Annotated in this window: 24 protein-coding genes and 8 pseudogenes; 27 read left to right on the top strand and 5 right to left on the bottom strand. The window is 69.8% G+C overall.

Annotated elements, in window-relative coordinates; genetic code table 11:
* Positions 1-487 precede the first annotated feature (487 nt).
* Positions 488-1,498: an NAD(P)H-dependent glycerol-3-phosphate dehydrogenase gene (locus UK82_RS22620; RefSeq protein WP_173667343.1), complete on the top strand. Its 1,011-nt coding sequence runs from the start codon at positions 488-490 to the stop codon at positions 1,496-1,498.
* Between the two features lie 125 nt (positions 1,499-1,623).
* Here the strand turns inward: UK82_RS22620 and murA are convergent, their stop codons facing one another.
* The 3 genes and pseudogenes from murA to UK82_RS39575 form a co-directional block, all read right to left on the bottom strand.
* Positions 1,624-3,009, bottom strand: coding sequence for a UDP-N-acetylglucosamine 1-carboxyvinyltransferase (gene murA / locus UK82_RS22615; protein WP_095211954.1), 1,386 nt, complete (start codon positions 3,007-3,009; stop codon positions 1,624-1,626).
* A 122-nt stretch (positions 3,010-3,131) separates the two neighbouring features.
* Positions 3,132-3,684 (bottom strand): annotated as a pseudogene (locus UK82_RS22610) (hydroxymethylpyrimidine/phosphomethylpyrimidine kinase); the annotation flags it as partial.
* Between the two features lie 30 nt (positions 3,685-3,714).
* Positions 3,715-3,953: bifunctional hydroxymethylpyrimidine kinase/phosphomethylpyrimidine kinase (locus UK82_RS39575; RefSeq protein WP_396230617.1), on the bottom strand; the 239-nt coding region annotated here is incomplete at its 3' end.
* A gap of 270 nt (positions 3,954-4,223) precedes the next feature.
* Here UK82_RS39575 and UK82_RS22605 point away from each other — a divergent pair.
* Together UK82_RS22605 and UK82_RS22600 are read left to right on the top strand one after the other, a co-directional pair.
* Positions 4,224-4,457 carry an Lrp/AsnC family transcriptional regulator gene (locus UK82_RS22605; protein ID WP_009742309.1) on the top strand — a complete coding sequence of 78 codons (234 nt, stop codon included), beginning with the start codon at positions 4,224-4,226 and terminating at the stop codon, positions 4,455-4,457.
* 369 nt (positions 4,458-4,826) lie between these two features.
* Positions 4,827-5,300: a DUF3515 domain-containing protein gene (locus tag UK82_RS22600; protein WP_044886212.1), complete on the top strand. Its 474-nt coding sequence runs from the start codon at positions 4,827-4,829 to the stop codon at positions 5,298-5,300.
* Between the two features lie 48 nt (positions 5,301-5,348).
* Here the strand turns inward: UK82_RS22600 and UK82_RS22595 are convergent, their stop codons facing one another.
* Positions 5,349-6,452, bottom strand: coding sequence for a D-alanine--D-alanine ligase family protein (locus tag UK82_RS22595; protein WP_044886211.1), 1,104 nt, complete (start codon positions 6,450-6,452; stop codon positions 5,349-5,351).
* A gap of 353 nt (positions 6,453-6,805) precedes the next feature.
* Here UK82_RS22595 and UK82_RS43090 point away from each other — a divergent pair, with 353 nt between their 5' ends.
* Positions 6,806-7,942 (top strand): HNH endonuclease signature motif containing protein, encoded by a 1,137-nt coding sequence (locus UK82_RS43090; RefSeq protein WP_055409186.1) that lies wholly within the window; start codon positions 6,806-6,808, stop codon positions 7,940-7,942.
* Between the two features lie 6 nt (positions 7,943-7,948).
* Here UK82_RS43090 and rpmB read toward each other — a convergent pair whose 3' ends face one another.
* Positions 7,949-8,137, bottom strand: coding sequence for a 50S ribosomal protein L28 (gene rpmB / locus UK82_RS22585; protein ID WP_055409184.1), 189 nt, complete (start codon positions 8,135-8,137; stop codon positions 7,949-7,951).
* Between the two features lie 217 nt (positions 8,138-8,354).
* On the opposite strand from rpmB, the gene recG reads away from it, so the two are divergent.
* From recG to UK82_RS39530, 23 genes and pseudogenes are all read left to right on the top strand, one after another.
* Positions 8,355-10,532: an ATP-dependent DNA helicase RecG gene (gene recG, locus UK82_RS22580; RefSeq protein WP_044886210.1), complete on the top strand. Its 2,178-nt coding sequence runs from the start codon at positions 8,355-8,357 to the stop codon at positions 10,530-10,532.
* A gap of 11 nt (positions 10,533-10,543) precedes the next feature.
* Positions 10,544-11,101 carry a 16S rRNA (guanine(966)-N(2))-methyltransferase RsmD gene (gene rsmD / locus UK82_RS31810; protein ID WP_082122009.1) on the top strand — a complete coding sequence of 186 codons (558 nt, stop codon included), beginning with the start codon at positions 10,544-10,546 and terminating at the stop codon, positions 11,099-11,101.
* On the top strand, positions 11,098-11,586 hold the full coding sequence (gene coaD, locus UK82_RS22575) for a pantetheine-phosphate adenylyltransferase (protein WP_011606879.1): 489 nt from the start codon (positions 11,098-11,100) through the stop codon (positions 11,584-11,586). The genes rsmD and coaD overlap by 4 nt, the downstream gene beginning before the upstream one ends.
* Positions 11,587-11,912: 326 nt before the next feature.
* On the top strand, positions 11,913-12,527 hold the full coding sequence (locus UK82_RS22570) for a DUF177 domain-containing protein (RefSeq protein WP_055409152.1): 615 nt from the start codon (positions 11,913-11,915) through the stop codon (positions 12,525-12,527).
* Positions 12,527-12,697 carry a 50S ribosomal protein L32 gene (rpmF, locus tag UK82_RS22565; RefSeq protein WP_009742317.1) on the top strand — a complete coding sequence of 57 codons (171 nt, stop codon included), beginning with the start codon at positions 12,527-12,529 and terminating at the stop codon, positions 12,695-12,697. Before UK82_RS22570 ends, rpmF begins: the two co-directional genes overlap by 1 nt.
* A gap of 5 nt (positions 12,698-12,702) precedes the next feature.
* Positions 12,703-12,934 (top strand): annotated as a pseudogene (locus UK82_RS39570) (phosphate starvation-inducible protein PhoH); the annotation flags it as partial.
* A 1-nt stretch (position 12,935) separates the two neighbouring features.
* The coding region (locus UK82_RS22560; RefSeq protein ID WP_236706309.1) for a phosphate starvation-inducible protein PhoH at positions 12,936-13,791 on the top strand (856 nt) is incomplete at its 5' end.
* Positions 13,788-14,038 (top strand): annotated as a pseudogene (locus tag UK82_RS39565) (ribonuclease III domain-containing protein); the annotation flags it as partial. The gene UK82_RS22560 and the pseudogene UK82_RS39565, both read left to right, overlap by 4 nt.
* 1 nt (position 14,039) lies before the next feature.
* Positions 14,040-14,606 (top strand): ribonuclease III family protein (locus tag UK82_RS22555; protein WP_236706308.1); only part of this gene is annotated, 567 nt, incomplete at its 5' end.
* Positions 14,607-14,703: 97 nt separating this feature from the next.
* A complete protein-coding gene (mutM, locus tag UK82_RS22550; RefSeq protein WP_044886206.1) occupies positions 14,704-15,675 on the top strand; it encodes a bifunctional DNA-formamidopyrimidine glycosylase/DNA-(apurinic or apyrimidinic site) lyase in 972 nt (323 codons plus the stop codon).
* Between the two features lie 206 nt (positions 15,676-15,881).
* Positions 15,882-16,646 (top strand): DUF2786 domain-containing protein, encoded by a 765-nt coding sequence (locus UK82_RS22545; RefSeq protein ID WP_044886205.1) that lies wholly within the window; start codon positions 15,882-15,884, stop codon positions 16,644-16,646.
* 392 nt (positions 16,647-17,038) lie between these two features.
* Positions 17,039-17,350 (top strand): acylphosphatase, encoded by a 312-nt coding sequence (locus UK82_RS22540; RefSeq protein WP_044886249.1) that lies wholly within the window; start codon positions 17,039-17,041, stop codon positions 17,348-17,350.
* 213 nt (positions 17,351-17,563) lie between these two features.
* Entirely contained in the window at positions 17,564-17,761 is a 198-nt protein-coding gene (locus tag UK82_RS22535; protein ID WP_044886204.1) for a hypothetical protein, read from the top strand.
* Between the two features lie 428 nt (positions 17,762-18,189).
* Positions 18,190-19,012: pseudogene (locus tag UK82_RS39560) on the top strand (chromosome segregation SMC family protein); the annotation flags it as partial.
* Position 19,013: 1 nt separating this feature from the next.
* Positions 19,014-19,395: pseudogene (locus UK82_RS39555) on the top strand (chromosome segregation protein SMC); the annotation flags it as partial.
* Between the two features lie 117 nt (positions 19,396-19,512).
* A pseudogene (locus UK82_RS39550) lies at positions 19,513-20,023 on the top strand (chromosome segregation protein SMC); the annotation flags it as partial.
* A 1-nt stretch (position 20,024) separates the two neighbouring features.
* Positions 20,025-22,026, top strand: a 2,002-nt coding sequence (locus tag UK82_RS39545) for an AAA family ATPase (protein WP_236706307.1), incomplete at its 5' end; no start/stop codon positions are given.
* A 405-nt stretch (positions 22,027-22,431) separates the two neighbouring features.
* Positions 22,432-23,368: signal recognition particle-docking protein FtsY (gene ftsY / locus UK82_RS22525; RefSeq protein WP_236706306.1), on the top strand; the 937-nt coding region annotated here is incomplete at its 5' end.
* 530 nt (positions 23,369-23,898) lie between these two features.
* A complete protein-coding gene (gene ffh, locus UK82_RS22520) occupies positions 23,899-25,452 on the top strand; it encodes a signal recognition particle protein (RefSeq protein ID WP_044886248.1) in 1,554 nt (517 codons plus the stop codon).
* Positions 25,453-25,694: 242 nt separating this feature from the next.
* Positions 25,695-25,785, top strand: a pseudogene (locus tag UK82_RS39535) (30S ribosomal protein S16); the annotation flags it as partial.
* A gap of 1 nt (position 25,786) precedes the next feature.
* Positions 25,787-26,141: 30S ribosomal protein S16 (rpsP, locus tag UK82_RS22515; RefSeq protein WP_236706305.1), on the top strand; the 355-nt coding region annotated here is incomplete at its 5' end.
* On the top strand, positions 26,142-26,375 hold the full coding sequence (locus tag UK82_RS22510; RefSeq protein ID WP_009742328.1) for an RNA-binding protein: 234 nt from the start codon (positions 26,142-26,144) through the stop codon (positions 26,373-26,375).
* A gap of 47 nt (positions 26,376-26,422) precedes the next feature.
* A pseudogene (locus UK82_RS39530) lies at positions 26,423-26,672 on the top strand (ribosome maturation factor RimM); the annotation flags it as partial.
* Position 26,673 lies beyond the last annotated feature (1 nt).

The raw sequence follows: 26,673 nt of genomic DNA, 5'->3' as shown, positions 1-26,673 counted from the left end.
CAGCGGTGGCAGGGGCGCATTGCGCGAGAGTCGGCCAACGCCGCACCTTGGTCGTGGGGTGAGCGTCGTCCGCGCGCGTATCCCCAGTGTCTGCCTCCGGTCGCTGCCCGCGTTGATCGTGCGGGTGGCGGGCGCGACTGTTCGCGCAGCGTGCCCTCTCGGCGATGGAGTCGTGGGAATCTCCCTGGTGGGTGGCAACGTCGCTGGTGAGCGCCGCATCCTGCGTGATGCCCGCCAGAGCGGCGTCTACGGTCGAGTGTGAGGACGCGGTGGGCACGCCATCGCGCAGCGTCGGGGTGCTCGCCGCACCGGACGTCGACGCCGGTCCCGTGACCCATCCGGAGGGAACCATTACCGCCGATTCCAACAGCCGGTCCGAGGATGCCGCGAGCGGTGTCGCAGCCCCGCCCCTGACCCCGGCCCGACCCGGCGGGGCCCGCGTCGGCGCGACCGAGGGCGGTCGTCGCGCTGCTCCCGGGAGGACGAGGTGAGGCGGGTGGCGGTGCTGACCGCCGGATCGTGGGGGACCGTCTTCGCGAAGGTCCTCGCGGACGCGGGCGCCCGGGTCGACCTCGTCGCCCGGGACCCGGAAGTCATCCGCTCGATCAACAACCGGCATGTCAACCCCCGTTACCTGCCCTCGGTCCAGCTCCCCGACCGGATCCGGGCGACGTCCGATCCGGGCGGCGCGTTGGCGGGCGCTGAGCTCGTGGTGCTGGCCGTTCCCTCCCAGGCGCTGCGTTCGGTGCTCGCCCGCTGGGTGCCGCGGATCGCACCCGACGCTATCTACGTCAGTCTGATGAAAGGGGTCGAGGCGGGTAGCCGGCTGCGCATGAGCCAGGTCATCGCCGAGGTCGCCGGAGTGACGCCCGACCGGATAGCGGTCGTCAGCGGCCCGAACCTGGCCCATGAGATCGCCGCCGAACATCCGGCGGCGACCGTGGTCGCCAGCACCTCGACCCGGACGGCGCAAGTCGTCCAGGCTGCCTGCTGGACCCCCTACTTCCGGCCCTACACCAACCATGATGTGACGGGATGCGAGCTTGGCGGCGCGGTGAAGAACGTCATCGCCCTTGCCGCGGGAATGCTCGAGGGCATGGGCTTCGGTACCAACAGCCTCGCCTCCCTGATCACCCGGGGTCTGGCCGAGACTGCGCGGCTCGGTATCGCGCTGGGCGCGGAACCGATGACCTTCGCCGGACTGGCGGGGCTCGGCGATCTCGTGGCGACCTGTGGCTCGCCGCTGTCGCGCAACCGGACCTTCGGCGAGAAGCTGGGGCGCGGACTCAGCCTGGAGCAGGTGGAGGCGGAGCAGCGGCAGGTCGCGGAGGGGGTGCGGTCCTGCCGACCGTTGCTGGCCATGGCCGATCAGCTCGGCGTCTCGATGCCCATCACGCAACAGGTCGAGCGGGTCCTCTACGAGGGTCTGCCGCCGCTGGAGGCGGTCAAGGATCTGATGAGCCGGGAGCCGGGGCCGGAGTACCGACCACTTCGGTGACGTCGGCGCCAGACCGGAGGGGCCGGCAGCGGATGACACTCCTGCCGGCTCTGGCGTGGCTCCTGGCTCGTGGGTCTGGCGTGGCTCGTGGGTCTGGCGTGGCTCGTGGGTCGGCGTGGACTTGGTCAGGCGGGGGGCTCGGGTGACGGGCCGGCAGCGCGGGGGGCGGGTACCGGATCGGCGTCGACGCGGGCCCCGATCGAGCGGAGCTTGCCGACCGGGTCCTCGTACCCGCGCTCGAGGAATCTGGTCCCGCGGATGATGCTCGTTCCGTCCGCGACCAACGCGGCGAGCACGTAGGCGAAGCCCGCCCGCAGGTCGGGAATCGTAAGATCACCGCCGGTGAGGGGGGTCGGGCCGCTCACGACCGCCGAGTGCTCGAAGTCGCGGGCGGCGAACCTGCACGACTTGCCGCCGAGACACAGCGTCGACAGCGCGATGTCGGCGCCCATCTCCGCGAGCTGACGAGTGTAACCGAACCGGTCCTCGTAGATCGTCTCATGGATCACCGAGGCTCCCCTGGCCTGGGTCAACAGCACCACCAGCGGCTGCTGCCAGTCAGTCATGAACCCGGGGTGCACGTCGGTCTGCACATGCGCGGCGGTGAGCGGTCGGGCTCGGAAGAACGTCATGCCACGCGGGGTCACCTCGAACTCGCCGCCGAGCCGGCGCAGGTGGTTCAGGAACGTCATCAGATGCTCCTGCCGGGCGCCGATCACCTCCACCCGTCCCCCGGTGGCCACCGCGGCGGCGGCGAACGACGCCACCTCGATCCGGTCGTGGATGGGCGCGTGCGTGGCGCCGCGCAGCGTCGCGACGCCCTGGACGACGATCGTCCGGTCGGCCTCCACGTCGACCAGGGCGCCCATCTGCTGCAGGAACAGGATGAGGTCGACGACCTCCGGTTCCACCGCGGCATTGGAAATCACCGTGGTGCCCTGCGCGCGCACCGCCGCGAGCAGCAGGTTCTCGGTCGCGCCGACGCTCGGGAACGGCAGGGCGACGTGGGTGCCGTGTAGGCCGAGGGTCTTGACCTGCACGGAACGCACCTGCTCGACGATCTCCGCACCCATCGCCCGCAGCCCGGCGAGATGGAAGTCGACAGGTCGCTTCCCGATGCGGCACCCGCCGGGGAGCGGGATCACCGCCTCGCCGACGCGGTGCAGCAGCGGACCCATCATGAGGATCGGGATGCGGTTCACCCCGGAATAGGCCTCCGACAGCGAGGCGTCGACGATCCGTTCGGTGGTGAGCCGCACCGTGTGCTCGTCGAGCCATTCCACCTGGGTGCCGAGCTCCGTGAGCATGCCCAGAACGACCTCGACCTCGGCGATCCGCGGGACCCGGGTCAGCGTGCACGGTTGAGGGGTGAGCAGGGTGGCCACGAGCAGTTTGGTGACCGAGTTCTTGGCGCCGGACGCCTCGACCGAACCCTGCAGTGGAGCGCCGCCGCTGATGCGGTACCACCGGTGGTCCACGCCTGCCTGGGTGGCGCCTGCCTGCGTGGCCACTGCAGCACTGTTCGCCCCCACGGGCTACCTCCCACGGCGATGATGCGGATGCGTCAGGTCACATGCGGCGGGGCGATTGAACCAGACATCGCACGGGCCGGCTCGGCCCGGACCACCGCCGGCTACCTGCGGTGACGATAACCGTGATCTACCGGGCCGATCCCCGCCCCGAGGGGGAAACCGGCCGCGAGCGCGCCACTGACGTACTCCTTCGCGGCCCGAACTGCCTGCGTCGGTGAGTCTCCTCCCGCCAGCCTCGAGGCGATCGCGGAGGCCAGTGTGCAGCCGGTGCCGTGGGTGTGTCGCCGGTCCATCCGACGGCTGCGCAAGAGGATCTCCGTAGAGCCGTCGGTCAGCAGATCGACCGCGTCACCGGATAGATGACCACCCTTGATCAGCACCCAACGCGGCCCCAGCGCGAGCATCGCCGCGGCGGCCCGGGGCAGGTCGGCCTCGTCCCGCACGGCCACACCGGTCAACAGGCGGACCTCGTCCAGGTTCGGAGTCGCGATCGTCGCGCGCGGCATGAGCTCCCGGCGGACGACGTCGACCGCGTCCGGTGCGAGCAGCGGGTCGCCGTGCTTCGACACGCCCACCGGATCGACCACGACCGGTGCGGCGACGCGCTTCAGCTCCGTGGCGACCAGGGCGACGAGGGCGGCCGAGGACAGCATGNCGGTCTTGACCGCGTCGACCCCGATGTCNTCCACCACCGCCCTGATCTGGGCGCGGACCGCCTCGGGCGGTAGATCCCAGACACCATGGACGCCCAGCGAGTTCTGCGCCGTCACGGCGACGATGGCGCTCATCCCATGGACGCCGAACGCGAGCATCGTCTTGAGATCGGCCTGAATCCCCGCTCCGCCGCCCGAATCGGAGCCCGCGATGGTCAGCACCCGTGGTGGCGCCGTGGCCGGGGACGCGGCGCCGGGAGCGGGTCTGATCACGGGACGCTCCGAACCCTCATGTGTCTCCTCGGGCTTCACTATCAGTAGCGAGAATCGTGGTTGCCATCACAATCGGGTACGAGATCGGGCCGTCGCACCCCAGGATTGGGGCCGGATGAGCGTGCGGAGGGCGTCGACCGGCGCCCGTCGGTCGAGTCGAAGAAATTCCTCGGCCTCAGAGGCTCTCATCCGGCCCGTTTGCCTGTTACCTTCTGTCGGCCCGTAGTTCTGCTCGACGGGCTGTTGACGTCCGACGAGGGAGCGTCTGTGGTCCACGCGTACATCCTTATCCAGACCGAGGTCGGCAAGTCCGCGTCGGTTGCCAAGGAGATCGAGCAGATCCCTGGGGTCACCCAGGCAGAGGACGTGACCGGTCCTTACGACGTCATCGTGCGCGCTGAAGCGCCCACGGTGGACGATCTGGGCAAGATGGTCATGTCGAGGGTGCAGTCGGTCGATGGCATCACCCGCACGCTGACCTGCCCGGTCGTCCACTTCTGAAGGCCGCCCGCCCGCGCCTCGGTTGGGGCGGCGGGCATGCTGGCGCTTCGTCCGCCGATCGTCCGTCCGGGGATCCGGGCAGGAACACGGGCAGGCCCTGCACGGGCAGACCCTGACCGTCAGTCGGCAACGGCCGCTGTCGGTGGGGTCGACGGACGCCCGGCGGGCGGTCCCTGCGATGGCCACAATCGGGACATGACAGCAGTGGGTCGTGACAAGCAGGGTCGACGTCTGCCAGCCGCCCGGCGGGCGGGTCGGTCGGCGGCAGCCTGGCGGGTGGACTCCGGGCGAGTCGATCTGAGCCGGGTCGACTCGCGGAGCGCCAGTTGGCGGCCATGGACCCGGCCTTCGGCCCTGGCGCCGCGCCGGATGGCCGCCGGACTCACCGCCTGCGGCACCGTGGGATGCCTGCTGGTGGCGGGTTGCAGCGGGCCGGGACCGGTCCGACTGACCAATGTCCCGGTGCCGGCGCCGGCCGACCGTGCGTCCTGCGCGGCCCTCATCGGGGTGTTGCCGTCCTCACTCGGTCACGGCCTCGACCGGCGTCGACTTGATCCGCCGCGGGACACCGCGGCGGCCTACGGCGGGGGACCGATCGTCCTCACCTGCGGGGTCTCGGGGGTGCCGGCGAGCTACCGGCCGGACTCGATGTTGTCGGAGGTCGATGGTGTCGGGTGGTTCGCGGAGAAGCTCGGTGAGACCGTGCGGTACTCGACTCCGACCCGATCGCCCCACGTCGTTCTCACCCTGCCGGGTTCCGGGTCGACCGAGGTGCAACCTTTCGACATCCTCGTCTCCGTCGGCCCGGCCGTGCGGGCGCACAGCGTTTCGACGACGCCGTGAGGCCGGACGACTGCTCGGACGGGGTCCACCCAGAGGTCGGCCGGATGGTCACCGCAACCCGGCGCCGTCACGTAGGGCGAGCCGCACGAGCCGGTCGACCAGATCCGGATAGGTAATCCCGCTCGCCGCCCACATCCTGGGGAACATCGACGTCGGAGTGAAGCCCGGCATCGTGTTGACCTCGTTGACGACCACCTGATCGTCCGGGGTGACGAACACGTCGACCCGCGCGAGTCCGGCGCAGTCGAGCGCCTCGAACGCCGCCACCGCCACCTGCCGCACTCGGGCCAGCGCCGACGAGGACAGCCGCGCGGGGATGTCGAAGCGGGTCTGGTCCGAGACGTACTTCGCCTCGAAGTCGTAGAAGCCCGTCGACGAGGTGACGGTGATCTCGGCCGGGACGCTGGCCTGCGCGCCGGGCTCGTCCAGCCGGCCGAGCACCCCGCATTCGATCTCACGTCCCGCAATCGCCGCCTCGACGAGGACCTTGGGGTCGTTCGCCCGGGCCGTCTTGACCGCCGTGTCCAGATCGGCCCAGGCGTCCACTCGGCTGATGCCGATGCTGGAGCCACCACGGGCCGGCTTGACGAAGACCGGCAGGCCCAGACGGTCCTGGTCGGCTTCGGACAGGGTCTGGCCGGCTCGCACCACGGCGTACGGGCCGACGGGCAGGCCCGCGGCCCGCAGCATGGACTTCATGTGCTGCTTGTCCATGGCGGCCGCGCTCGCGAAGACACCTGAGCCGACGTACGGCACCCCGGCCATCTCGAGGAGGCCCTGCACGGTCCCGTCCTCGCCGAAAGGACCATGCAGGAGCGGGAAGACCACATCGACGTCCCCGAGCGGGCCCTGGATGGACTCCGCACCATCGCGCGGGAACCAACGTGACGCGGTCGGGTCCGGAGCAAGCACGACACTCGTCCCCCGAGACGCCGTGACCCGGGGAAGTTCTCCGTCCGCCGGTGCGAGGGCATGCACGTCGGGCAGGAGGACCCAGCGCCCCGACGGGTCGATGCCGACCAGGACGACGTCGTAGACGTCGGGGTCGAGCGCGCGCAGCACGCCGCCGGCAGACACGCAGGAGATCGCGTGCTCCGTGCTGCGGCCGCCGAACAGGAGGGCGAGTCGAATCCGACGCCTGGTACCTGCCATGCCGGGACACTAACGGATCGGCGCCGGGGTCCGGGGCCGCACCCGGTGACGGCGTCCGGGGCCGTCACCGTTCGGCCGACTGGCTGGCGCCGGACGGCCCGATGGCCAGCCCCGACCGGTCGATCGCGGGCGTCGGGGCGAAGGCGTCGTGGCGGTGATGCATAATCGAATACATGTTCGATTTGACTTCAGGGGNCGGCGAGACCCCTCAGGACGGCGTGGCCCGGTCCACCGAAGGTGAGTGCGCAGGCCGGTCCGCATCGGCGGACGCGGACCGGGCGAGTCCGTCACCCGGTCCGGCGACCGTGTTCGGGCGGTCCGTGGATGACCTGAGCGACGACGAGTGCCTCCATATGGACGGCCGGATCGCCCGGGAACTGGCGAGGCTCGAGGCGTGGCGGCTGCGCGTGCGGGCCAGGTTCGCCAGGCTCCGTCCTCCGCTTGCGGGCGACCGGGAGGGCGCGGAACGGGGATTCAGCGAGTTCGCCGGGGATGAGATCGCCGCCGTGGCGCGTTCCGCGCCCGCCGCCGCCGGACGCCAGCTTGAGCTGGCAGTGGCGGTGGTCGACCGGCTGCCCGAGACGCTTGCGGCGTTGGAGTCCGGCGAGATCGATCTTGACCGGGTGAGGGCGATGGCCGACGTCACGAAAAGCCTCGACGTCAGCCAGGCCCGTACGGTCGAGAACAGGGTGCTGGCGCGCGGAGCACGGGCGAGCTGCCCCAGCTTCCGGGCCGCGGTGACCAGGTCGGTTCTCGCCGTCGATCCGGACGGGGCTGACCAGCGTCGGCGCCGGCGGGAGCGCGACCGTCACGTTCGGACCCGCGCCAAGGAGGACGGGATGGGGGAGCTGTCGGCGTTGTTGCCCGCGGATCGGATGGTTGCCGTCTATCGGCGCATCGATGCGCTGGCCCGAGACGCCGGGGGGCCGGACGACGAGCGCAGTATCGGTGAGCGTCGGGCCGACGTGTTGGTCGATCTGGTGATGGGCGAGCGACACGGCCCAGTCGCCACCGAGGTCTCGGTCGTGGTGTCCCTGGCAACGTTGATGGGGCTCTCGACCGCGCCCGGCGAGCTCGAAGGGTACGGTCCGATCCCGGCCGAGCTGGCCCGCGAGCTCGCCCACGGCTCACGTTCGAGCTGGCGGCGCATCGTCACCGATCCCATTGACGGTTCGGTGCTCGACGTGGGAGACAGACGCCATCCTTCGCCAGCGATGGCCCGGTTCGTCCGCGCACGGGACAGGACCTGCGTCTTCCCGGGATGCCTCAAGCCGGCACGAGACTGCGATCTTGATCATACGACGTCGCGCGCGGAGGGTGGGAAGACTCGGGTCGACAACACGGATCCGCTGTGCCGTCATCACCACCGGTTGAAGCATGCCGGGATCTGGATCCTGAGCCAACCCGTGCCGGGTCACCACGTCTGGACGAGCCAGACCGGGCATCAGTTCGTCAGCGAGCCCGAACCCTACCTCGACGAAGTGGTGTAGAGCGCGTCAGGCGCGCGCGACCTTGCCCGCCTTGATGCAGGAGGTGCAGACGTTCAGTCGCCGACGGGTGCCACCCACGACGGCACGGACTGTCTGGATGTTCGGGTTCCAGCGACGGCGAGTGCGTCGGTGGGAGTGGGAGACCGACATACCGAAGCCCGGTCCCTTGCCGCAGACGTCGCACACCGAAGACACGAAAAACACTCCGTCGAAGTAGTAATGGTCCCGGTGCATGCCCGGGACGTCGGGCGGTCAGGACCGCGATCGTACTCATCCCGTGAGCCTGATGGCCTGGTCGGGAGAACTCGCGCAGCAGAGACCAGGTTGAGGTTACCTCAGGCGCTGTGGTCTCGGCCGTGGGGCACAAGGCGAGGGAGCTCGGCGTCGTCGGCGGTTCGGGCAGTATCTGGGTGTGGTCGACCTCGACACGCCCCTGAAGTCACTCCTCGGTCCGCGGGCCGCCACCCTGTTGGCGGAGGGCCTCGAGCTGTATGTGGTCGGTGACCTCCTCGCACACCTGCCCCGCCGGTATCACGAGCGGGGCGAACTGACGGATCTCGCCGACCTGGTCGTCGGTGACACAGTCACGGTCCAGGCGCGGGTGGAGAAGATCGAGCGCCGACCGATGCGGGGCAGCCGCCGATCCATGCTGCGAGTCACCGTGACAGACGGCACCCATGCGCTGGCTCTGACCTTCTTCAACCAGAGCTGGCGCGAACGCGACCTCCGCCCCGGGACGACAGCGCTGTTCGCCGGGAAGATCGACGAGTACCGCGGCCGCCGGCAGCTGACCAACCCCGAGGTCCAGCTGCTGGAGTCGGAGGTCGAGGGCGACGTCACCGGCCCGCTGTTCGCAAACGCGCTGGTGCCGATCTATCCCGCCGCCGCCAAAGTACCGAGCTGGACCTTGGCCAGATGCATCCGCCTGGCCTTGGACTCCCTCGGTCCTCTCGAGGACCCGTTGCCGGAGGAGCTGCGTCGGCGGCATCGACTGTCCACGCTCGCTGAGGCTTACCGGCTGGTGCATCAACCTTCCAACCGCGGCGACGTCGCTACGGGGCGCAAGCGTCTGACCTGGGACGAGGCTCTGGTCCTCCAGGTAGCGCTGGCGCGCCGTCGCCGCGAGGTGGAAGCGTTGGCGACGACCGCCCGCAGCGCCAGGCCGGACGGACTGCTGGCCGCGTTCGATGCCGCGCTGCCCTTCCCCCTCACAGCGGGCCAGCGTGAGGTGGGTGCCACCATCGCGGGGGATATCGGGCGCCCGGTGCCGATGCACCGCCTCCTGCAGGGCGAGGTCGGGTCGGGCAAGACGGTCGTGGCGCTCCGGTCGATGCTTATCGTGGTCGATGCGGGCGGCCAGGCTGTCCTTCTCGCACCGACCGAGACGCTCGCAGCCCAGCATTGCCGGAGCCTGCGGGAGATGCTCGGCGATCTGGCGCGATCCGGCGAGCTCGGTGCCGACGAACAAGCGACTCGGGTGACCCTGGTCACTGGTTCGATGGGCGCCCGCGCTCGGCGGGAGGCGTTGGCGGACATCGCGGAGGGCTCAGCCGGTCTCATCGTGGGGACCCATGCTCTGCTGCACGAAGAGGTCATCTTCGCGGATCTCGGGCTGATCATCGTCGACGAGCAGCATCGGTTCGGCGTCGAACAGCGTGACGCGCTGCGGGCACGGGGCCGGCGCCCACCGCATCTGCTTGTCATGACAGCGACCCCGATCCCACGGACCGTGGCCATGACGGTCTTCGGGGATCTCGAGGTATCCGAGCTCACCGAGTTGCCGAGCGGCCGTTCTCCGATCGCCACGTTCGTCGTTCCTGCGGCCATCCGCTCGTGGGCCGATCGGATGTGGGGTCGGATCCGTGATGAGGTTGCGGCCGGCCGCCAGGCCTACGTTGTCTGCCCCCGAATCGGGGGGGACAGCGTGGACGACGATCCCGGTGCGCTCTCGGACGAGGCGGCGGGGCGGGTGGGACGTCCGGCGGCGACGGTGACGGACGTGCTGCCACAGTTGGTGGACGGTGAACTTGCGGGCCTGCGGGTGGAATCGCTGCATGGCCGCCTCCCGGCAGCACAGCGGGAGGCCACGATGACCCGCTTCGCCGAGGGGCAGATCGATGTGCTGGTGGCGACCACGGTCATCGAGGTCGGGGTGAACGTGCCCAACGCGACGGTGATGGTGGTTCTCGACGCGGATCGGTTCGGTGTGTCGCAGCTGCACCAGCTGCGCGGACGGGTGGGGCGCGGCACCGCACCCGGGTGGTGCCTGTTGCATACGGCGGCGGACCAGGGCACGCCAGCCTGGGAAAGGCTGGGAGCGGTCGCCGCGACCAACGACGGCGCGGAGCTCGCCCGACTCGATCTTGCTCAACGCCGGGAGGGGGATGTACTCGGCGCGGCCCAGTCAGGGGGACGCCGATCCCTGAAGCTGCTGGCGCTGCTGAGGGACGAGGAGCTGATCCGGGAGGCGCGCATCGAGGCAACCCGATTGGTTGATGCCGATCCCGAACTGGATCAGCATCCCGCCCTGCGGCGGCTGCTTGACGCAGCGCTCGATGATGCCAGCGCGGCCTTTCTCGAGAAGGGATGACCAGCGCCTCGATGACGCGAATTATCGGTGGGACCGCAGGTGGTCGACAACTCGTCGTTCCCGCGGGTCGATCCACCCGACCGACGTCGGATCGTGCCCGCGAGGGTCTGTTCAACACGTTGTCGACGTGTGTCGACCTGCCGGGTGCCCGGGTTGCGGATCTCTACGCGGGTTCGGGTGCGGTGGGCCTGGAGGCGCTGTCCCGCGGCGCGTCACATGCTCTTCTTGTCGATCATGATCCGGTAGCGGTCCGAGCCCTGCGGCGGAACGTGACTGCCCTGGGGCTTTCGGGCGCCGAGATCGTGCAGGCCCCGGTGTCACGTGTGGTGCAGAACACTTCGGGGGATCCCTACGACGTGATGTTTCTCGATCCGCCATATGCGATGAGCGACGTCGAGCTCGGCGAAGTGCTGGCAAAGCTCTGTTGTGGCGCATGGCTGGCTGCGGACGGTGTCTGTGTAGTCGAGAGGTCTCACCGGTCGGGTCCGGTTGCGTGGCCGGATGGCTTGTTCGCGCTGCGTGACCGGAGGTACGGAGAGGGTGTTCTCTGGTACGGTATTCGATCATGAGGAGGGCAGTCTGTCCCGGTTCATTTGATCCGATCACTAACGGCCATCTCGACATCGTCATCAGGGCGAGCAAGCTCTTCGACGAGGTCGTGGTCGCCGTTTCGATCAACAAGAACAAGGCCACCCTGTTCACCATCGATGAGCGCATGGAGCTCATTCGTGAGGCGGTGCGCAATCATCCGATGGCGCCGTCCAACGTAGTGGTGGATGCGTCACACGGCCTGGTGGTCGACTTCTGTCGTGCGCGTGGTATCCAGTCGATCGTCAAAGGTCTGCGCGCGGTCAGCGACTTTGACTACGAACTTCAGATGGCGCAGATGAACAATTCGCTCGCAGGTGTGGAAACGCTCTTCATGAGCACGAACCCGCAGTATGCGTTTCTGTCTTCAAGCCTGGTGAAGGAGGTCGCTCGCTACGGTGGAGACGTCTCGCACCTCGTGCCCGATGTGGTGCTCAAGCAGCTCCGCGAGCGCGCGGTCGAGTAGTCGCTACCGCAGCCGCTGGGGTGCGCCCGAGGCCGCTCGCCCTGCAGCCCGCTTCACACCGGGGCTGGATGAGTGGCCATGGGGGGCCGGATGTCCCCCGGCGGGTGCCGACAGCGTGCGGGCCGTGTCGTGACCCGATCGGATACGCTGGATCCGTAGTCGTCGACTGGCTGGGGTGCGTCCGGCGGTCCTCCGGGATGCCCTGAGGGGCCATCGGAGGCCGGCTTCTCGGTCGTCAGCCGGCGCTGCAACAGCCCCACCCCCATGTAAGGTCCGCCACCGCGGGCTTTCCCGAGCCGAACCTAGACGTGAATTCGACTGCCGCCATGACTGGATCCCCCCCCCGCCGTAGGACGCCCAAGGGCCCTCTGGTGCTTGACACCCGCGAGCTCGGCCGGCGGCCGGGGTCGATGCGCCGTGTCCGGGCCCAGGCGGTGCTCCCCGCCGATCTCGGGACCGAGATGATGTGGGTCCCCGCGGGGGCCACCGCCACGTTGGATCTCCGGCTGGAGTCGGTGATCGAGGGGGTGCTGGTCAGCGGCACGGTCGTGGCCCCGCTACAGGGCGAGTGCGGCCGCTGTCTCGACGAGGTGTCCGACGTCGGCACCGTCGAGATCCGGGAGCTTTTCTACTACGCTGACCGAGCTGCGGACGTGGCGGATGACGACGACGCCCGGGTCCTCGTAGACGATCATGCTGACCTGGAGCCCGTGGTCCGGGACACGCTGGTACTGGATCTACCGTTGTCGCCCACCTGCAGGCCGGACTGCGCGGGACTGTGCGTGGACTGCGGGGCACGGCTCGACGAGGTCGGGCCGAATCACTCCCACGACCGCCTCGACGCGCGGTGGGCTGCGTTGTCCGCTATGGCGGAAGGCGGCGCTCCGACGGGAACTGATCAGGGTCGGTCCGACCCTGACGAGAGCAAGGAGAAGGAATAGTGGCCGTCCCGAAGCGGCGCACCTCGCGCAGCAACACCCGGTCTCGCCGTTCGCAGTGGAAGGCCAAGGTGCCGACCCTCGCGAAGTGCTCCCGGGGGCACGTGATCCGGCCGCACACCGTGTGCACGACGTGCGGCCGGTACAACGATCGTCAGGTGCTTGACGTCTGACCGGTGTGACCCGCATCGCCGTTGATCTGCTTGGGGAGGGGCTCCCTGTGGGGCCCCTCCTTGAGGCGTTGCCCAGCGCGTTGGACGCGGACCCGCGTCTCGTACTGATCCTGGTTTCGCCCGCGGAAGGTGTACGTGAGGAGCTTGCACGGCTCGGCATCTCGGCTGGCGAAAGAGTGCTGCTGAGATCCGCTACCCGCACGGTGGCGGGGGGACCCGCCGCCCTTCGCGATGTCCNCTCGCGCAGGGACGCCGGCGTCAGGGTGGCCGCCCGGCTGGCGCGTGAGGGCGACGCCGATGCGATGGTCTCGGTAGCGCCCATCGAATCGGTCGTCGCCGCTGCCCAGTTCACCTACGGACTGCTTCCCGGTGCCACACGAGCGGTACTAGCTGCGATCATCGGGCGGCAGGAGGCGGGCGTCGTGTTGTGTGACGCCGGGTCGACCGTCGGGGTGACGGCCGACGAGCTTGCCCAGTCCGCGCTGCTGGGCAGCGCATACGCGACCCTGCGGTTCGCGGTGGACACACCCCGGATCGGGCTGCTGGGACCCCGGGAGGCGTTGTCGGATCCGCCGCGGCGCCTCGCCGACGAGCTGCTTCGGTCGCTCGATCTGAACTATGTCGGTCCGTGCACGGTGGAAAGTGTTCTCGCCCGATCTGAGCCGGCCGGTCAGGATCGGGCGGCCGTTGGTTGGTCTTCAGCAGCAGGCTCAGACCGGCGGCTGGAGGTCGCGGTGACCGACGGTTACACCGGTGATGTCGTGCTGTCGACCATTCGAGGTGTATCGAGCTGGGAACGTCGAGATTGGGAACGTCGAGATATTGCCGGCGGCACGGACGCCGGCCTGGATCCGGCATGGGGAACATTGGAAGATCCTGATGTGCGAGGGGGAACGATCGTGCTGGGGGTCGACGGTGTCGCGGTCCATGCGGAGCACACCCAAGGAGGATCCGTGGATGCCGGGGCCGGCGGGCTGCTCGCGGCGCTGAGGGTGGCGTCCTTGGCGGTGCGCGGGGATCTCGTCCCGCGGACACGGGCTGCGATGGCGATCCTGGTGGCGCGGCGGCGGGCGCTGGCTGGGTTGGCCGGATGACGCGCCATCTTCCGCCTCCCCCGCCACGGGACGGCCTGATCGAGGTCCTCGAGGCTGCCATCGATCCGGAGCTGCTGGACCGGGCGCTCACGCACCGTTCCTACGCCTACGAGAAGGGTGGTCTTCCCACCAACGAGCGGTTGGAGTTTCTGGGTGACGCCGTGCTCGGTCTCGTCGTGACCGCCGCACTCTTCCTCCGTCATCCTGATCTTCCCGAGGGGCAGCTGGCCAAGCAGCGGGCCTCGGTNGTGAACATGCGGGCACTCGCCGACGTTGCTCGTGGCCTCGGTCCGAACGGACTGGGACCCTACCTGCTGCTCGGCCGAGGGGAGGAGACGACCGGGGGCCGCGACAAGGCGAGCATTCTGGCCGATACCCTCGAGGCCATCATCGGGGCGGTCTATCTCTCGGCTGGCCTCGACGCGGCCTCCATCTTCGTGCATCGCCTGTTCGATCCGTTGTTGGACGAGGCTGCGGGTCGCGGCGCCGGGCTGGACTGGAAGACATCGTTGCAGGAACAGACGGCTCTGCTCGCTCTCGGACCGCCTGAATATGTGGTCGAGGAGGCCGGCCCCGATCACGCCAAGAGATTCACAGCGCACGCGCGCATCGCCGGCGAGCCGCTGGGCGAGGGCGAGGGCGGCAGCAAGAAGGAAGCGGAGCAGCGGGCTGCGGCAGCGGCCTTCGCCGTGCTGGAGAGTCGAGCGGCCGCAGCGGAGCAGCAGGATGCAGACGGCAGTCCGACCGGTCCCGCCGTGCTCGGTGATCCTTCCGTGGCAGGTCAACTGGACCGGGGGCACGTCTCGGGTCACTGAGGNCCACGACCACCGACTGCCATGCCCTGACGTTCCGTTTCGCACGGATGGCTCGTGCCGGTTCCGCCCCTGACACCGCCCCCGACGGTCGGAGATCATGCCAGAGCTACCAGAGGTGGAGGTCGTACGCCGCGGGCTGCAGCGCGGCGTCGTCGGCCGGGTCATCGCCTCGGTTGCGGTGTGTCACCCGCGTGCGGTTCGCCGTCATGCGGCCGGCGCGGGTGAATTCTCCGCCCTGCTCGTCGGGCGGCGGGTGACCGCCGCGAGACGTCGTGGCAAGTACCTCTGGCTCGCACTGAGGACGGAACCCGCGGCGGCGATCCCGGCCGAGGCGCCGGTGTCGGCGCTGGCGGTCGAGTCGGAGACGGAAAGCGCGCCGACGGGCCTGCCCTCGTCGGCGTCGTGCCCGTCATCCGCCCCCGACGACGCTCTGATCGCGCATCTCGGCATGAGCGGTCAACTCCTTGTGGTGCCGCCGGCGACTCCGGATCAGAAGCACCTGCGAATCCGCTTCACCTTCCTTGATGGAGGTCGGGAACTGCGGTTCGTCGACCAGCGAACCTTCGGCGGCCTGGCGGTCGCCGTCGGTGGTGGGGAGCTGCCCGAGCCGGTCGCTCACATCGCCCGGGACCCGCTTGATCCCGACTTCGACGAGGACCTCGTCGTCCGACGGCTGCGTGGACGCCGCACCGGCGTCAAGCGGGCGCTGCTCGACCAGACGCTGGTCAGCGGTGTGGGCAACATCTACGCGGACGAGGCGCTGTGGGCGGCCAGGCTGCACTACGCCCGTCCGACGGAGACATTGACCCGTCCCGAGATCCGTCGGCTGCTGGACTGCGTCCGTACGGTCATGATTGCGGCCCTCGACGCGGGCGGGACGTCCTTCGACAGGCTGTATGTCTCGACCGAGGGGGTCAGCGGACTGTTCGAGCGGTCACTGGAGGTCTACGGTCGCGCAGGTCTGCTCTGCAGCCGGTGTGGGGACACGATCCGCCGGGACGCCTTCATGAACAGGTCCAGTTTCACCTGTCCCACCTGCCAGCGCCCACCCCGCCGACCCAGGTGGTAGGCTTCGATCAAACGTTCGAAGGCAGTGACCTCCTCGCGAGGTGATCTCGGACGTCGCAGCGTGAGGGCGGTGAGGGCCCGCTCGCGTGCTGGACCACACTGTCGCCTCATCCGGGGCCGAGCCGGGGATGCTCCCGGCTCGGTGAGGCACCACCGACGGCGTCGGGTCGTGCTTGAGCCGCCCGAGGCGAGAGGGACGGAGATGCCATGAATCCGGATGCGCTGCTTGGTCGGGTGCGAAAACTCCTGGCCATGGCGGAGGCCGAGGGGCTCACTGAGGCCGCCAGGGAGACCTACAACGTCAAGGCAGCCGAGCTCATCGCGCAGTATGGGATCGATCGCGCGCTCATCGAGGAGGCCGCGCCGCGTCGGGCCGCCGCCGCAGATCTTGTGGTTACCGTCGACTCGCCCTACGCCCGAGACAAGGTCTCGCTGTTGGCGAGCATCGCAGCCCCGCTGGGATGCCGGCTCGTGCATCGCACGGTTCGCCGTGATCACGGGACGGAGCATTCCGCGCACCTTTTCGGCATGGATGCGGACATCCGCCGCGTGCAGTTGTTGTTCACCTCGCTGCTTGTGCAGCAGGCACACGGATTGGCCGTCACGCGCCCGCCGCGGTATGAGGACCCGAGAGCGTTTCGCCGGTCGTGGATGGCCGGGTTCGCCTTGGCCGTCGCGCAGCGGTTGGCCCGTACGGAACGGACGGCCCGCGAGCGGGCCCAGGCTCAGCAGCGGGCGGAGGAGGGCGACGGCTTGGAGAGTCGCCCCTCGGTCGCGGTGGTCCTGGCGGACCGGAGTCAGCGGGTGGACGCGCATCTCGCCGCCGTCTACCCGCGCCTGCGGACGCCGCGGGCGCGTCAGCTTTCCGGTAGCGGCGGTCGGGCGGGTTACCTGGCCGGCGAGCGAGCCGACCTCGGGCTCGGCAACCGGGTGTCCGGTCGGGTCTCGCCAGCGATCGGCTCGCGTGGATAGATGACGGATCTTCCTGGCTAGAGCTTGCCGCCTGGAAGATTGGGAACTGCGGTCTGTGTGGGGCCGGAGGTCCGTGGCGGAGCGTAGCCGGGTCCGATGATCTTGTCTGCGCCGTCGACCGGTTCTGGCGTCACATGGCGATCACCATCGGTGCTTGCGTGCGGGACGGGTAGCGCTCCGCCGTCCTGGGAGAAGTTCTGCCCGCAACCGCTTATCAGCAGAGCGGACCCGAGGGCTCCGCAGACGAGTGCCACGGCGGTGGACCTGCGGCGGGAACGCGGCCCCAGCGGCCGCGCCCGTTGAGGGTCCACCGGCCGTCGCGCCTCGCTCGAACAGCCTGCCATGTCTGAGAAAGATGAGGTGTCCACGATGGGCTGTACCCTACCGTGCTGATGAGCGAGGTATCCATGAAGCAGGCGGCGCCTGGCCCGACCGTGGTCCGCTTCACGGCTCGTGTCGTCGGCCGTGTCCAGGGCGTCGGTTTTCGTGACTACGTGCGCACCCGTGGCCGCCGGCTCGGCCTGGTGGGAACGGCCACCAATATGCCCGATGGCGCCGTCGTGGTGATTGCGGAGGGCGCGGCGTCCGCATGTCAGAACCTGGCCCGCCTGCTCGTGACGGGTCACACTCCCGGTTGGACGGATCGGGTCGAGGTGGTGTGGCAGAGGGCACAGGGCGATCTGGTCGACTTTCGCCGGAAGTGACTGCCTGTGGACACTGCGCTGGCCCAACTGTCGTCAGGATGACCGTCAAGTTTTTGNGTGTTCACCGGATCAGTCGGGGGGCATGTGGCATGCTCTTGACTTTCGGTCACTCGGCGTGGGACTCTAGAGCCATTGTTTGGGGCGCACTCTGATCTGTTCGGATCTTGTGTTGTCCGACACCCACTAGGTCACTCATCGTGGAGGACCATCACTATGGCGAAGGCCCTTTTCGGCCACGTCGGTTCCGGCAGCGACCTGCGTCTCTCCTACGAGGTGCGCCGGCTCCGTGCTCGAGTTGCGGAACTTGAGGCTGAACTGACTCGAGTACGCGAGGTCAACGAGGCACTGGTCGGAGGTGTCGACGTACCGGAGGATGTCCGGGCACTCGACGCCGAGCCGGCGTACACCTGAACCGCAAGGTCGGCTATCGGGGCGTTTCCTGTGAGGAACGCCCCTTCGTACTGACTCCGCCCAGCTTAAGCGATTTTCGGGCCTTAAGTGTGTGCGTAATTGGCTACATACTGTAATTGAGGCGTCGCTTGGTCGGGGGCGGCCGTCGCGACATCAGGGTCGTCGTTCGGGAGTGTACTCCTAGCGTGACCCGGAGTGCTGCGATGTTCCGTCCCCGTTCGGGGCTGGGATTGCAGTGTCGGTCTTGCCGGAATCCTGGCGAGACAGGTTACTTCTCCGACTCCGCAGGCCCTATTTCGGAGCGCGACTGCGGAGTGTAGCTGCATGCGTGCTTTGTGTCGCTCGATAGGATGGGTCTATCCCACCGTCGGCTGCTCCCGGCTATCCGTCACCAGTCCGGCGAGCCCTCCTCACCGCTCCGGAGACCGGTGCACCTCAAGAGCCTGACCCTGCGGGGCTTCAAGTCCTTTGCGAGCTCGACCTCCTTGCATCTCGAGCCCGGAATTACCTGTGTGGTAGGCCCGAATGGGTCCGGTAAGAGCAATGTGGTCGATGCCATCGCCTGGGTGCTTGGGGAGCAGGGCGCCAAGGCGTTGCGGGGCGGCACCATGTCGGACGTCATCTTTGCGGGCACACCCGCGCGCCCGGCGCTTGGTCGGGCCGAGGTGCTGCTCACGATCGACAACTCCGACGGCGCGTTGCCGATTGAGTACACCGAGGTGACCGTCGGCCGTCTCATGTTTCGCAGCGGGGAGAGCGAATACACGATCAACGGCACGGGATGCCGGCTCCTCGACATCCAGGAGCTCATGAGCGACTCGGGGATCGGCCGCGAGTTGCACGTGATCGTGGGCCAGGGCCAGCTCGACGCCGTGCTGCACGCGCGCCCCGAAGATCGCCGTGCGTTCATCGAGGAGGCCGCCGGCGTTCTCAAGCACCGCAAGCGCAAGGAGAAGGCGCTGCGCAAGCTTGAGGCGATGTCGGCGAACCTCACCCGACTCAGCGACCTGTCCGCGGAGCTACGTCGGCAGCTAGGTCCGCTCGGCCGGCAGGCGGAGATCGCGCGAAAGGCCGGAGTCATCCAGGCCTCGCTCAGGGACGCCCGACTTCGGCTGCTTGCGGACGATCTGCACTCTGCGCGGACCGCGATCGCCTCAGACGTCGTGGACGAGGAGGCGCTGCGGCGACGTCTCACCGACTCGGAGACGGCGCAACGCGCCACGGCGCAGCGTGAAGCGCAGCTCCAGGCGGNGCTTGCCGCCGTCGTCCCTCGTGCGGCCGCGGCGCAGGAGACCTGGTACGCGATGGCCTCCCTGCGGGAGCGGTTGCTGGGAACCCGCTCGCTGGCGACTGAGCGAGCCCGGCTGCTGCGGATCGGATCCGATGAGCTACGGGGTCGCCGTGATCCAGAGGAGCTCGAGCAGGAGGCGATCGCGGTCCGGGAGCAGGAGATCGCGCTCACCGAGCGGTTGGAACGCGATCGCGAGCTGCTCGAGGAGGTGGTCATCAGGCGGGCGGACCTCGAGGCAGCGCTGGCACACGAGGAACGAGAGCTGATCGCCGCGGCCCGCGCCGCGTCCTCCCGGCGCGAGGAGATCGCTCGGCTCGCCGGCCAGGTCGAGGCCGCGCGGTCGNGGGCGAGCGGCGCGGAAGAGGAGATCGCGCGGACGACGGAGGCGCTGACGGCCGCACGGGAGCGCGATGCGGAGGCCGCCCAATCCCGGACCGCGCTGGAGACGGAACTCACCCAGATGGAGGGCGCTCGAGAGGAACTCGCCGAACGGCACCGCACCGCGGTGGCGGTGCATGCCAGTGCGACCGACCGCCTGGAGACGCTGCGGGCACAGGAGCGTGCGGCCGAGCGGGACCGGGCGTCCTGGACGGCGCGCCGTGATGCTCTCCAGCTTTCGCTCGTGCCAGCCGACGGCGTGGCGGCTCTGCTCGAGGCCGTCGCGCGGGCGCGGGTTCCTCAGGGCGAGCCGCCGGGCAACGCGGGCGGCCCGCGAGACGGCGCCGAGCGGGCTCACGATGGCGTGTCATCGGGTGATGGGTCGCCCGCGAGGTCGTCCGGCGGGAAAAGGGGCGGACCCGGTAGCCGTCGGCACCGATCAGGTGCGATGAAGGACTCCGCCTCGGCCGACAGGGGCCGGCCCGAACTCCCGCCCCTGGACCCCTCTTTTGCGCCCCTGGGCCGGCTGTCCGACGTTGTGACCGTGCGGCCGGGAGCCGAGGTAGCGGTGGCTGCGGCGCTGGGGCCGGCGGNCGACGCGCTGTTGGTCGCCACGCCGACCGAGGTACTGACCGCGTTCGCCTGGCTGCGGCAGGCCGATGCCGGCCGAGCTGCGGTGGTGATCGCCGGGACCATGGGAGATGGGAGCGGAACCGCAGGCGATGCCGAGGGCGCCGGCGGATGGCAGCGCACCGGCCGGGGCCGCGGTGAGGCGGACGAGCCGGTCGGCGACGTGGCCGGCCCGCTCCCCGAGGGCTGCGTCCCCGCCCTGGCCCTGGTGGAGATTGTCGACGACCGTTTCCGTTTCGCGCTGGTGTCGCTGCTCGAACGCACCATCGTCGTCGACGATCTGGCCGCCGCCGAGCTCGCCGTCCGGTCTCGGCCTGATCTGCGGACTGTCACGAGGTCCGGCGATGTCCTCGGTCCCGCAGCGTCGATCGGGGGCAGCGCACATCCGCCATCGGCGATCGAGCTGCGCGCGGCGGCCGACGAGGCGCAGGCCGGAGTGGTGGAGGCGGCCCGACGGGCCGAGTCGGCCCACGAGTCCTTCGAGCCGGCCAGAGCCGAGGTGGCGCGGACCCGTTCGGCCATCGACGCGGCGCTGGCCGCCCTGCACGGGGCCGACGCCCGGTATCGAGCGTTGTCCGAGCAGGTCGCACAGCTTGAGCGGGCGAAGGGCGGTGCGGGCTCGGAGGTGGCCCGGCTCGAGGCCGTTCGCGGCCGCGCGGAGACGGCCAGGGACCGGGCCTACGGCGCGCTGACCGAGCTGGAGACCGCCCTCGCCGCAACCTCGGCGCAGCCGGAGATCGATGAGCCGACGCCGGCCGAGCGGGATCGGCTGGTCACCGCTACCTCGGCCGTGCGTGCCGCCGAGGTAGAGGCCCGGCTGGCCGTGCGGACCAGCGAGGAACGGGTGCGCGGCCTGCAGGGTCGAGCGGACGGGCTGATCCGGGCCGCGGCGAGCGAACGAGCGGCCCGGGCCGCCGCCGCCCGCCGGAGGGAGGTGCGCGAGCGGCAGGCTGTGGTCGCGGCGGCACTCGGGGACGCCACCCAGGTGACCCTGGATCGGTTGGACCGTTCGTTGGCCCGTGCTGCGGCCGAGCGTGCGGAGGCCGAAGCCCTGCGCCGCGCGACCGAGTCGGACCTGACCGCCGTGCGTGAGCAGACGCGGGCACTTGCCACCGAGGTTGCGGCGCTTCGGGATGCGGCGCACCGCGACGAACTGGCCCGCGCGGAGAAGCGGCTGCGGGCGGAGACGCTCGAGACCAAGGCGATGGAGGAGTTCGGGATCGGCGCCGAGGACCTCGTGGCCGAGTTCGGGCCACAGGTGCCGGTCCCGCCCGACGACCCGGACGGTACGCCGGCGCCGTTCGACCGGGCCGAGCAGAACGCCAGGGCCGCCACCGCGGAGAAGCAGCTGGCCCGCCTCGGCCGGATCAACCCGCTTGCGCTGGAGGAGTTCGCTGCCCTGCAGGAGCGGGCGGCGTTCCTGTCGGCGCAGCTCGACGACATCAAGAGCACACGGCGGGACCTGCTGCTCGTGGTCGAGGAGGTCGACGTCCGGGTGCGTGAGGTGTTCGCCGCAGCCTTCGCCGACACCGCCCGGGAGTTCGAGGTGGTCTTCGCCACCCTCTTCCCCGGTGGCGAGGGCCGCCTGGTGCTCACCGACCCCGACGACATGCTGACCACCGGGATCGAGGTCGAGGCACGCCCGCCGGGCAAGAAGGTCAAGCGGCTGTCACTGCTGTCGGGTGGGGAGCGATCGCTGACCGCACTCGCGCTACTGCTGGCGATCTTCCGGGCCCGTCCGTCACCGTTCTACGTTCTCGATGAGGTCGAGGCGGCCCTGGACGATCGCAACCTCGGCCGGTTGCTGAACGCCATCGAGGGGCTGCGGCAGAAGTCCCAACTGATCATCATTACCCACCAGAAGCGGACTATGGAGATCGCCGACGCCCTGTACGGCGTGGCGATGCGTGGTGACGGAGTCACGACCGTGATCAGCCAGCGGTTGCGGGAACGGGCGGCTGTCTGACCCGGCCCGGGTGGGTGCCGGGGGTGGGTGAGCACCCCGGGCACCCCCGGCCATCTGTCAGGATCGGGGGGTGGAGCTCCTCATCCTGATCGTCGTCATCGCCGTCGTCGCACTGGCCACCATGGGACTCGTGGTGGGCAGCGCCGTGCGGCGGCGCCCCCGCAGGGCCGTCGGAAGGGGCGGCCGGTCCGACACCGACCTGTCTCCCGGCGTCGGTGACGATGCCGAGGCGCCTCGCGATTCGGCGACCCGGACGATCGACGACGTCGGCCTGCCCGCCGCGTCCAGGACCGCGCCGCCCCTGGGGGACACGACCGGCGTGCCGGTGGTCGGGGACGCCGCAACCGCGGGACCGGCGGACACGAACCTCGCGCCCTCGGTTCCGCCGCAGCAGCGGCCCCCGGNGGAGACGCCGGCCCCGGCGGCCGGCCGGTTGGTGCGACTGCGCCTACGCCTGTCCCGCTCGCAGAATGCACTCGGCCGCGGCCTGCTCTCCCTGCTGTCGGGCGACAATCTCGACGAGGAGACGTGGGAGGACGTGGAGGCGACCCTGCTCGTCGCCGACGTCGGCGTGGCGGCTACTGGTGAGCTGGTAGCAGCGCTGCGTGAACGCACCAAGGTGCTCGGCGCCAGTACCCCGACCCAGGCGCGGGCGATGCTGCGCGACGAACTACTCGCCCAGGTCGGCACGGCGACCGATCGTTCGCTGCGGACGTCGGTGCCGGATCGTCCGGCCGTCGTCCTCGTCGTCGGGGTCAATGGCACCGGAAAGACCACGACCTGCGGCAAGATCGCGCGGCTGCTGGTGGCCGAGGGCCGAACGGTGGTGCTTGGCGCGGCCGACACGTTCCGGGCGGCGGCTGCGGATCAGCTGCAGACCTGGGGCGAGCGGGTCGGTGCCGTGACCGTCCGTGGGGCCGAGGGCGGTGACCCGGCCTCGGTCGCCTTCGACGCGGTGAAGCAGGGCATCGATTCGGCCGCCGACACCGTGCTGATCGACACCGCCGGCCGCCTGCATACGAAGACCGGCCTGATGGACGAGTTGGCGAAGATCAAGCGGGTGATCGGCAAGCACGGTCCCGTCGACGAGGTCCTGCTGGTGCTGGACGCCACCACCGGGCAGAACGCGCTGGTCCAGGCCCGGGTGTTCACCGAGGCGGTGGAGTTGTCCGGCGTCGTGCTGACGAAGCTCGACGGCACGGCGAAGGGCGGGATCGTCATCGCTGTGCAGCGCGAGCTCGGCGTGCCGGTCAAGCTGATCGGCCTGGGCGAGGGACCAGACGACCTTGCTCCCTTCGAGCCCGAGGCCTTCGTCGACGCCCTGCTCGGCGAGCCGGTCTGACGGACCGAGCACCCCTCGGCTCCTGCGGTGCACGGAGACCACGGAGTGTCACACGTCAAGGTCTTCCCGTCGCTCCGAATGTGATCTAGGCTTCATCGCTGAGTGGAGCCGGGAGGCTCCTCGGTAAGCCGCGACGATCGTCCTCGGCGAGTTTCCGGCTGGGGGGTGAGCGTCCGGCGAGGCGTCTCGCCGTCCTCAGCGCAGAGGGCGGATCCGGCCGGTACGAGACCAGGTCGGCGTCCGTGCGGGTATGCCTCGCCGGGCCGCGCATGGTTGCGGGGTGATCGGCAGCGCCGGCCTGTCCGCCTGTGCGCCCAGCCGGACCAGAGCCCGCGTAGGGCGAGTGGCCATCNATCACCGGGTGATCGGGTGATCGGGCACCGGACGATCGGGCACCGGACGATCGGGCGTGGGGTGTTCGGACGTGGGGTGTTCGGACGCGGGGTGTTCGGACGCGGGGTGTGTTGTCCTCGTCGTCGGGTGCGTACGCTGGTGCCTGCGGTCCGCCTGCGATCTCGGAGTGTGTGCGCGTGTTCGACACCCTTTCCAGCCGCCTCGACAAGGTCTTCACGTCGCTGCGTGGTCGGGGGCGCCTGACCGATGCGGACATCGACGCCACGGCACGGGAGATCCGGGTGGCGCTGCTGGAGGCGGACGTCGCGCTTCCCGTGGTCCGCAGTTTCGTCGCGGCGATCAAGAGCCGGGCGCGGGGGGCCGAGGTCGGCGCCTCGCTGAATCCGGCCCAGCAGGTCATCAAGATCGTCAATGAGGAGCTCGTCGCCATCCTCGGTGGCGGCACGACGACTCTGCGGTTCGCCAAGACGCCGCCTACCGTGATCCTCCTTGCCGGCCTGCAGGGCACGGGCAAGACCACCCTCGCAGGCAAGCTGGGGCGGTGGCTGAAGGCGCAGGGGCACACCCCACTGCTGGTCGCGGCCGACCTGCAGCGCCCCAATGCGGTCAACCAGCTCCAGGTGGTGGGGGCGCGCGCCGGCGTCGAGGTCTTCGCCCCCGAACCCGGCAACGGGGTCGGGGATCCGGTCCGAGTGGCTCGCGACGCGCTGGCCCACGCCCGCCGCCAGGTCTTCGACGTCGTCGTCGTCGACACGGCTGGCCGGCTCGGCGTCGACGAGGAGTTGATGCGTCAGGCCGCGGATATCCGTGACGCCGTCTCGCCGGACGAGATTCTCTTCGTCCTCGACGCCATGATCGGTCAGGACGCCGTAGCCACGGCCAACGCCTTTGCCGACGGGGTCGGGTTCAGCGGCGTCGTGCTGACCAAGCTCGACGGTGACGCCCGCGGCGGCGCGGCGCTGTCGGTCGCCCAGGTGACCGGGCGCCCGATCATGTTCGCCTCCACCGGCGAGGCCCTCGACGACTTCGACGTCTTTCATCCGGAGCGGATGGCGTCGCGGATCCTCGGGATGGGTGACGTTCTCACCCTGATCGAGCAGGCTGAGAAGGCGTTCGAGGCCGAGCAGGCCGAGGCGATGGCCGCGAAGATGGCGGCCTCGGAGTTCACGCTCGAGGACTTCCTCGACCAGATGCTCACGGTCCGCAAGATGGGTCCGATCGGCAACCTGCTCGGCATGCTGCCCGGCATGGGGCAGATGAAGGAGCAGCTCGCCCAGGTCGATGACCGCGACGTCGACCGGGTGGTCGCCATCATCCGGTCGATGACGCCGGGGGAGCGGCGTGATCCCAGGATCCTTCAGGCCTCTCGTAAGGCGCGCGTGGCCCGCGGGTCCGGTGTCACGGTTACCGAGGTCAACCAGCTGCTCGACCGCTTCGCCGAGGCCCGCAAGGTGATGCGGCAGATGGCGGGTGGAATGGGGCTGCCCGGCGGGATGGCCCGGGCGAAGGCCGCCTCCGCCCGTAAGGCCGCCAAGAAGGGGAAGGGCGCGAACCGCAAGGGAAACCCGGCGGCGCGGGCGGCGCAGGCCAAGGCGCAGAAGTCCGCGGCGCAGGAGCGTCTCGGCAAGGGGCCTGGGTTCCCGGACGGTATGCCGGATCTGGCGGCTCTCATGCGCCAGCAGGAGGGCCTTGGCGGGATGCCGCCCGGAGGTCCGCGCGGCGGTCGCTGACAGGCGTGGTCCCGCCTGACGAGTCCGCGCTCTCCCGGGTGCGCGGCTGACGGCCGCGGTCTGGCAGACTGTAAGCTCTAGTGCAGGCCCTGCCTGCCAGCGTCGGTGTGGCTGCCCTCCGATCTCGTGCTGTACGAGAGTGATTCGAGTGGTTGTTCCGGCGCTGGTGCTTTCCCACCGTCGGACCTCCCGTACCTCCGGGGTCCGGCGGTCACCGACACGTCTGGAGCCGTTCGACCACCGTGGCAACCAAGATTAAATTGCAGCGTCTCGGCAAGATGCGCGAGCCGCATTACCGCATCGTCGTGGCCGACGCCCGCACCAAGCGGGACGNCCGGGTCATCGAGGCCATCGGGCAGTACCACCCGAAGTCCGACCCGAGCATCATCAAGGTCGATGCCGAGCGGGCTCAGCACTGGCTGTCGGTCGGGGCTCAGCCCACCGAGCCGGTCCTCGCGATCCTCAAGGTCACCGGTGACTGGCAGAAGTTCAAGAACCTGCCGGCCCCGCCGCCCATGAAGGTCGCCGAGCCGAAGGCCGACAAGCGGGAGATCTTCCAGGCGGCGGCGCGGGCCGCTGCGGGCGCCGAGGACCGTCCGGCGACCACTCCGAAGAAGGCCAAGAAGGCCGCGTCGGCGGATGGTGCGGACGCACCGGCCGCGGACGCGCCGACCGCCGCGGGGCAGTAGGTGCTGGAAGCGGCCCTCGAGCATCTCGTGCGGGGCATCGTTGACCATCCTGACGACGTCCGCGTGGATCTCAACAACGGTCGGCGCGGCCGGACCCTGGAAGTGCGGGTGCATCCCGACGACCTCGGGAAGGTCATCGGTCGGCGGGGCCGCACAGCCCGTGCTCTGCGCACGGTCATGGGCGGCGTTGGCGGCCGTGGACTGCGGATCGATGTCGTCGATGTGGACCGCTGACACTCGTCGGCCTGGCGATGCCACCGGTCCACCCGCCGCCCACCTCCGTGACTGAGCCGATCGTCGTCGGCCGGATCGGCCGACCGCATGGTGTTCGAGGCGACGTCACGATCGAGGTACGGACGGATGTGCCGCAGCGTCGGTTTGCGCTGGGTGCGGTGCTCGGGCGTGAGGGCGGCGGTGCCCCCCTCACGGTCGCCGTGGCCCGCTGGCATTCGGGCCGTCTCCTGCTCCGCTTTGAGGGAGTCGAGGATCGGGGTGCCGCGGAGGCCCTTCGCGACGTCCTGCTGACCATCGN

Origin of the sequence: Frankia sp. ACN1ag, assembly GCF_001414035.1 — a bacterium.
Taxonomy (GTDB): Bacteria; Actinomycetota; Actinomycetes; order Frankiales; family Frankiaceae; genus Frankia; species Frankia torreyi.
Note: the sequence above shows the minus strand (reverse complement) of the source record. Positions and strands in the feature narration are given on the sequence as shown.

What these genes read in the sequence shown, in the direction of transcription:
- rsmD (WP_082122009.1), top strand. Translation starts at nt 10,544, where the DNA reads ATGACGCGAATTATCGGTGGGACCGCAGGTGGTCGACAACTCGTCGTT.
- UK82_RS43090 (WP_055409186.1), top strand. Translation starts at nt 6,806, where the DNA reads ATGGACGGCCGGATCGCCCGGGAACTGGCGAGGCTCGAGGCGTGGCGG.
- UK82_RS22540 (WP_044886249.1), top strand. Translation starts at nt 17,039, where the DNA reads ATGAGCGAGGTATCCATGAAGCAGGCGGCGCCTGGCCCGACCGTGGTC.
- UK82_RS22570 (WP_055409152.1), top strand. Translation starts at nt 11,913, where the DNA reads ATGACTGGATCCCCCCCCCGCCGTAGGACGCCCAAGGGCCCTCTGGTG.
- UK82_RS22600 (WP_044886212.1), top strand. Translation starts at nt 4,827, where the DNA reads ATGGCCGCCGGACTCACCGCCTGCGGCACCGTGGGATGCCTGCTGGTG.
- UK82_RS22535 (WP_044886204.1), top strand. Translation starts at nt 17,564, where the DNA reads ATGGCGAAGGCCCTTTTCGGCCACGTCGGTTCCGGCAGCGACCTGCGT.
- UK82_RS22595 (WP_044886211.1), bottom strand. Translation starts at nt 6,452, where the DNA reads ATGGCAGGTACCAGGCGTCGGATTCGACTCGCCCTCCTGTTCGGCGGC.
- mutM (WP_044886206.1), top strand. Translation starts at nt 14,704, where the DNA reads ATGCCAGAGCTACCAGAGGTGGAGGTCGTACGCCGCGGGCTGCAGCGC.
- coaD (WP_011606879.1), top strand. Translation starts at nt 11,098, where the DNA reads ATGAGGAGGGCAGTCTGTCCCGGTTCATTTGATCCGATCACTAACGGC.
- UK82_RS22545 (WP_044886205.1), top strand. Translation starts at nt 15,882, where the DNA reads ATGAATCCGGATGCGCTGCTTGGTCGGGTGCGAAAACTCCTGGCCATG.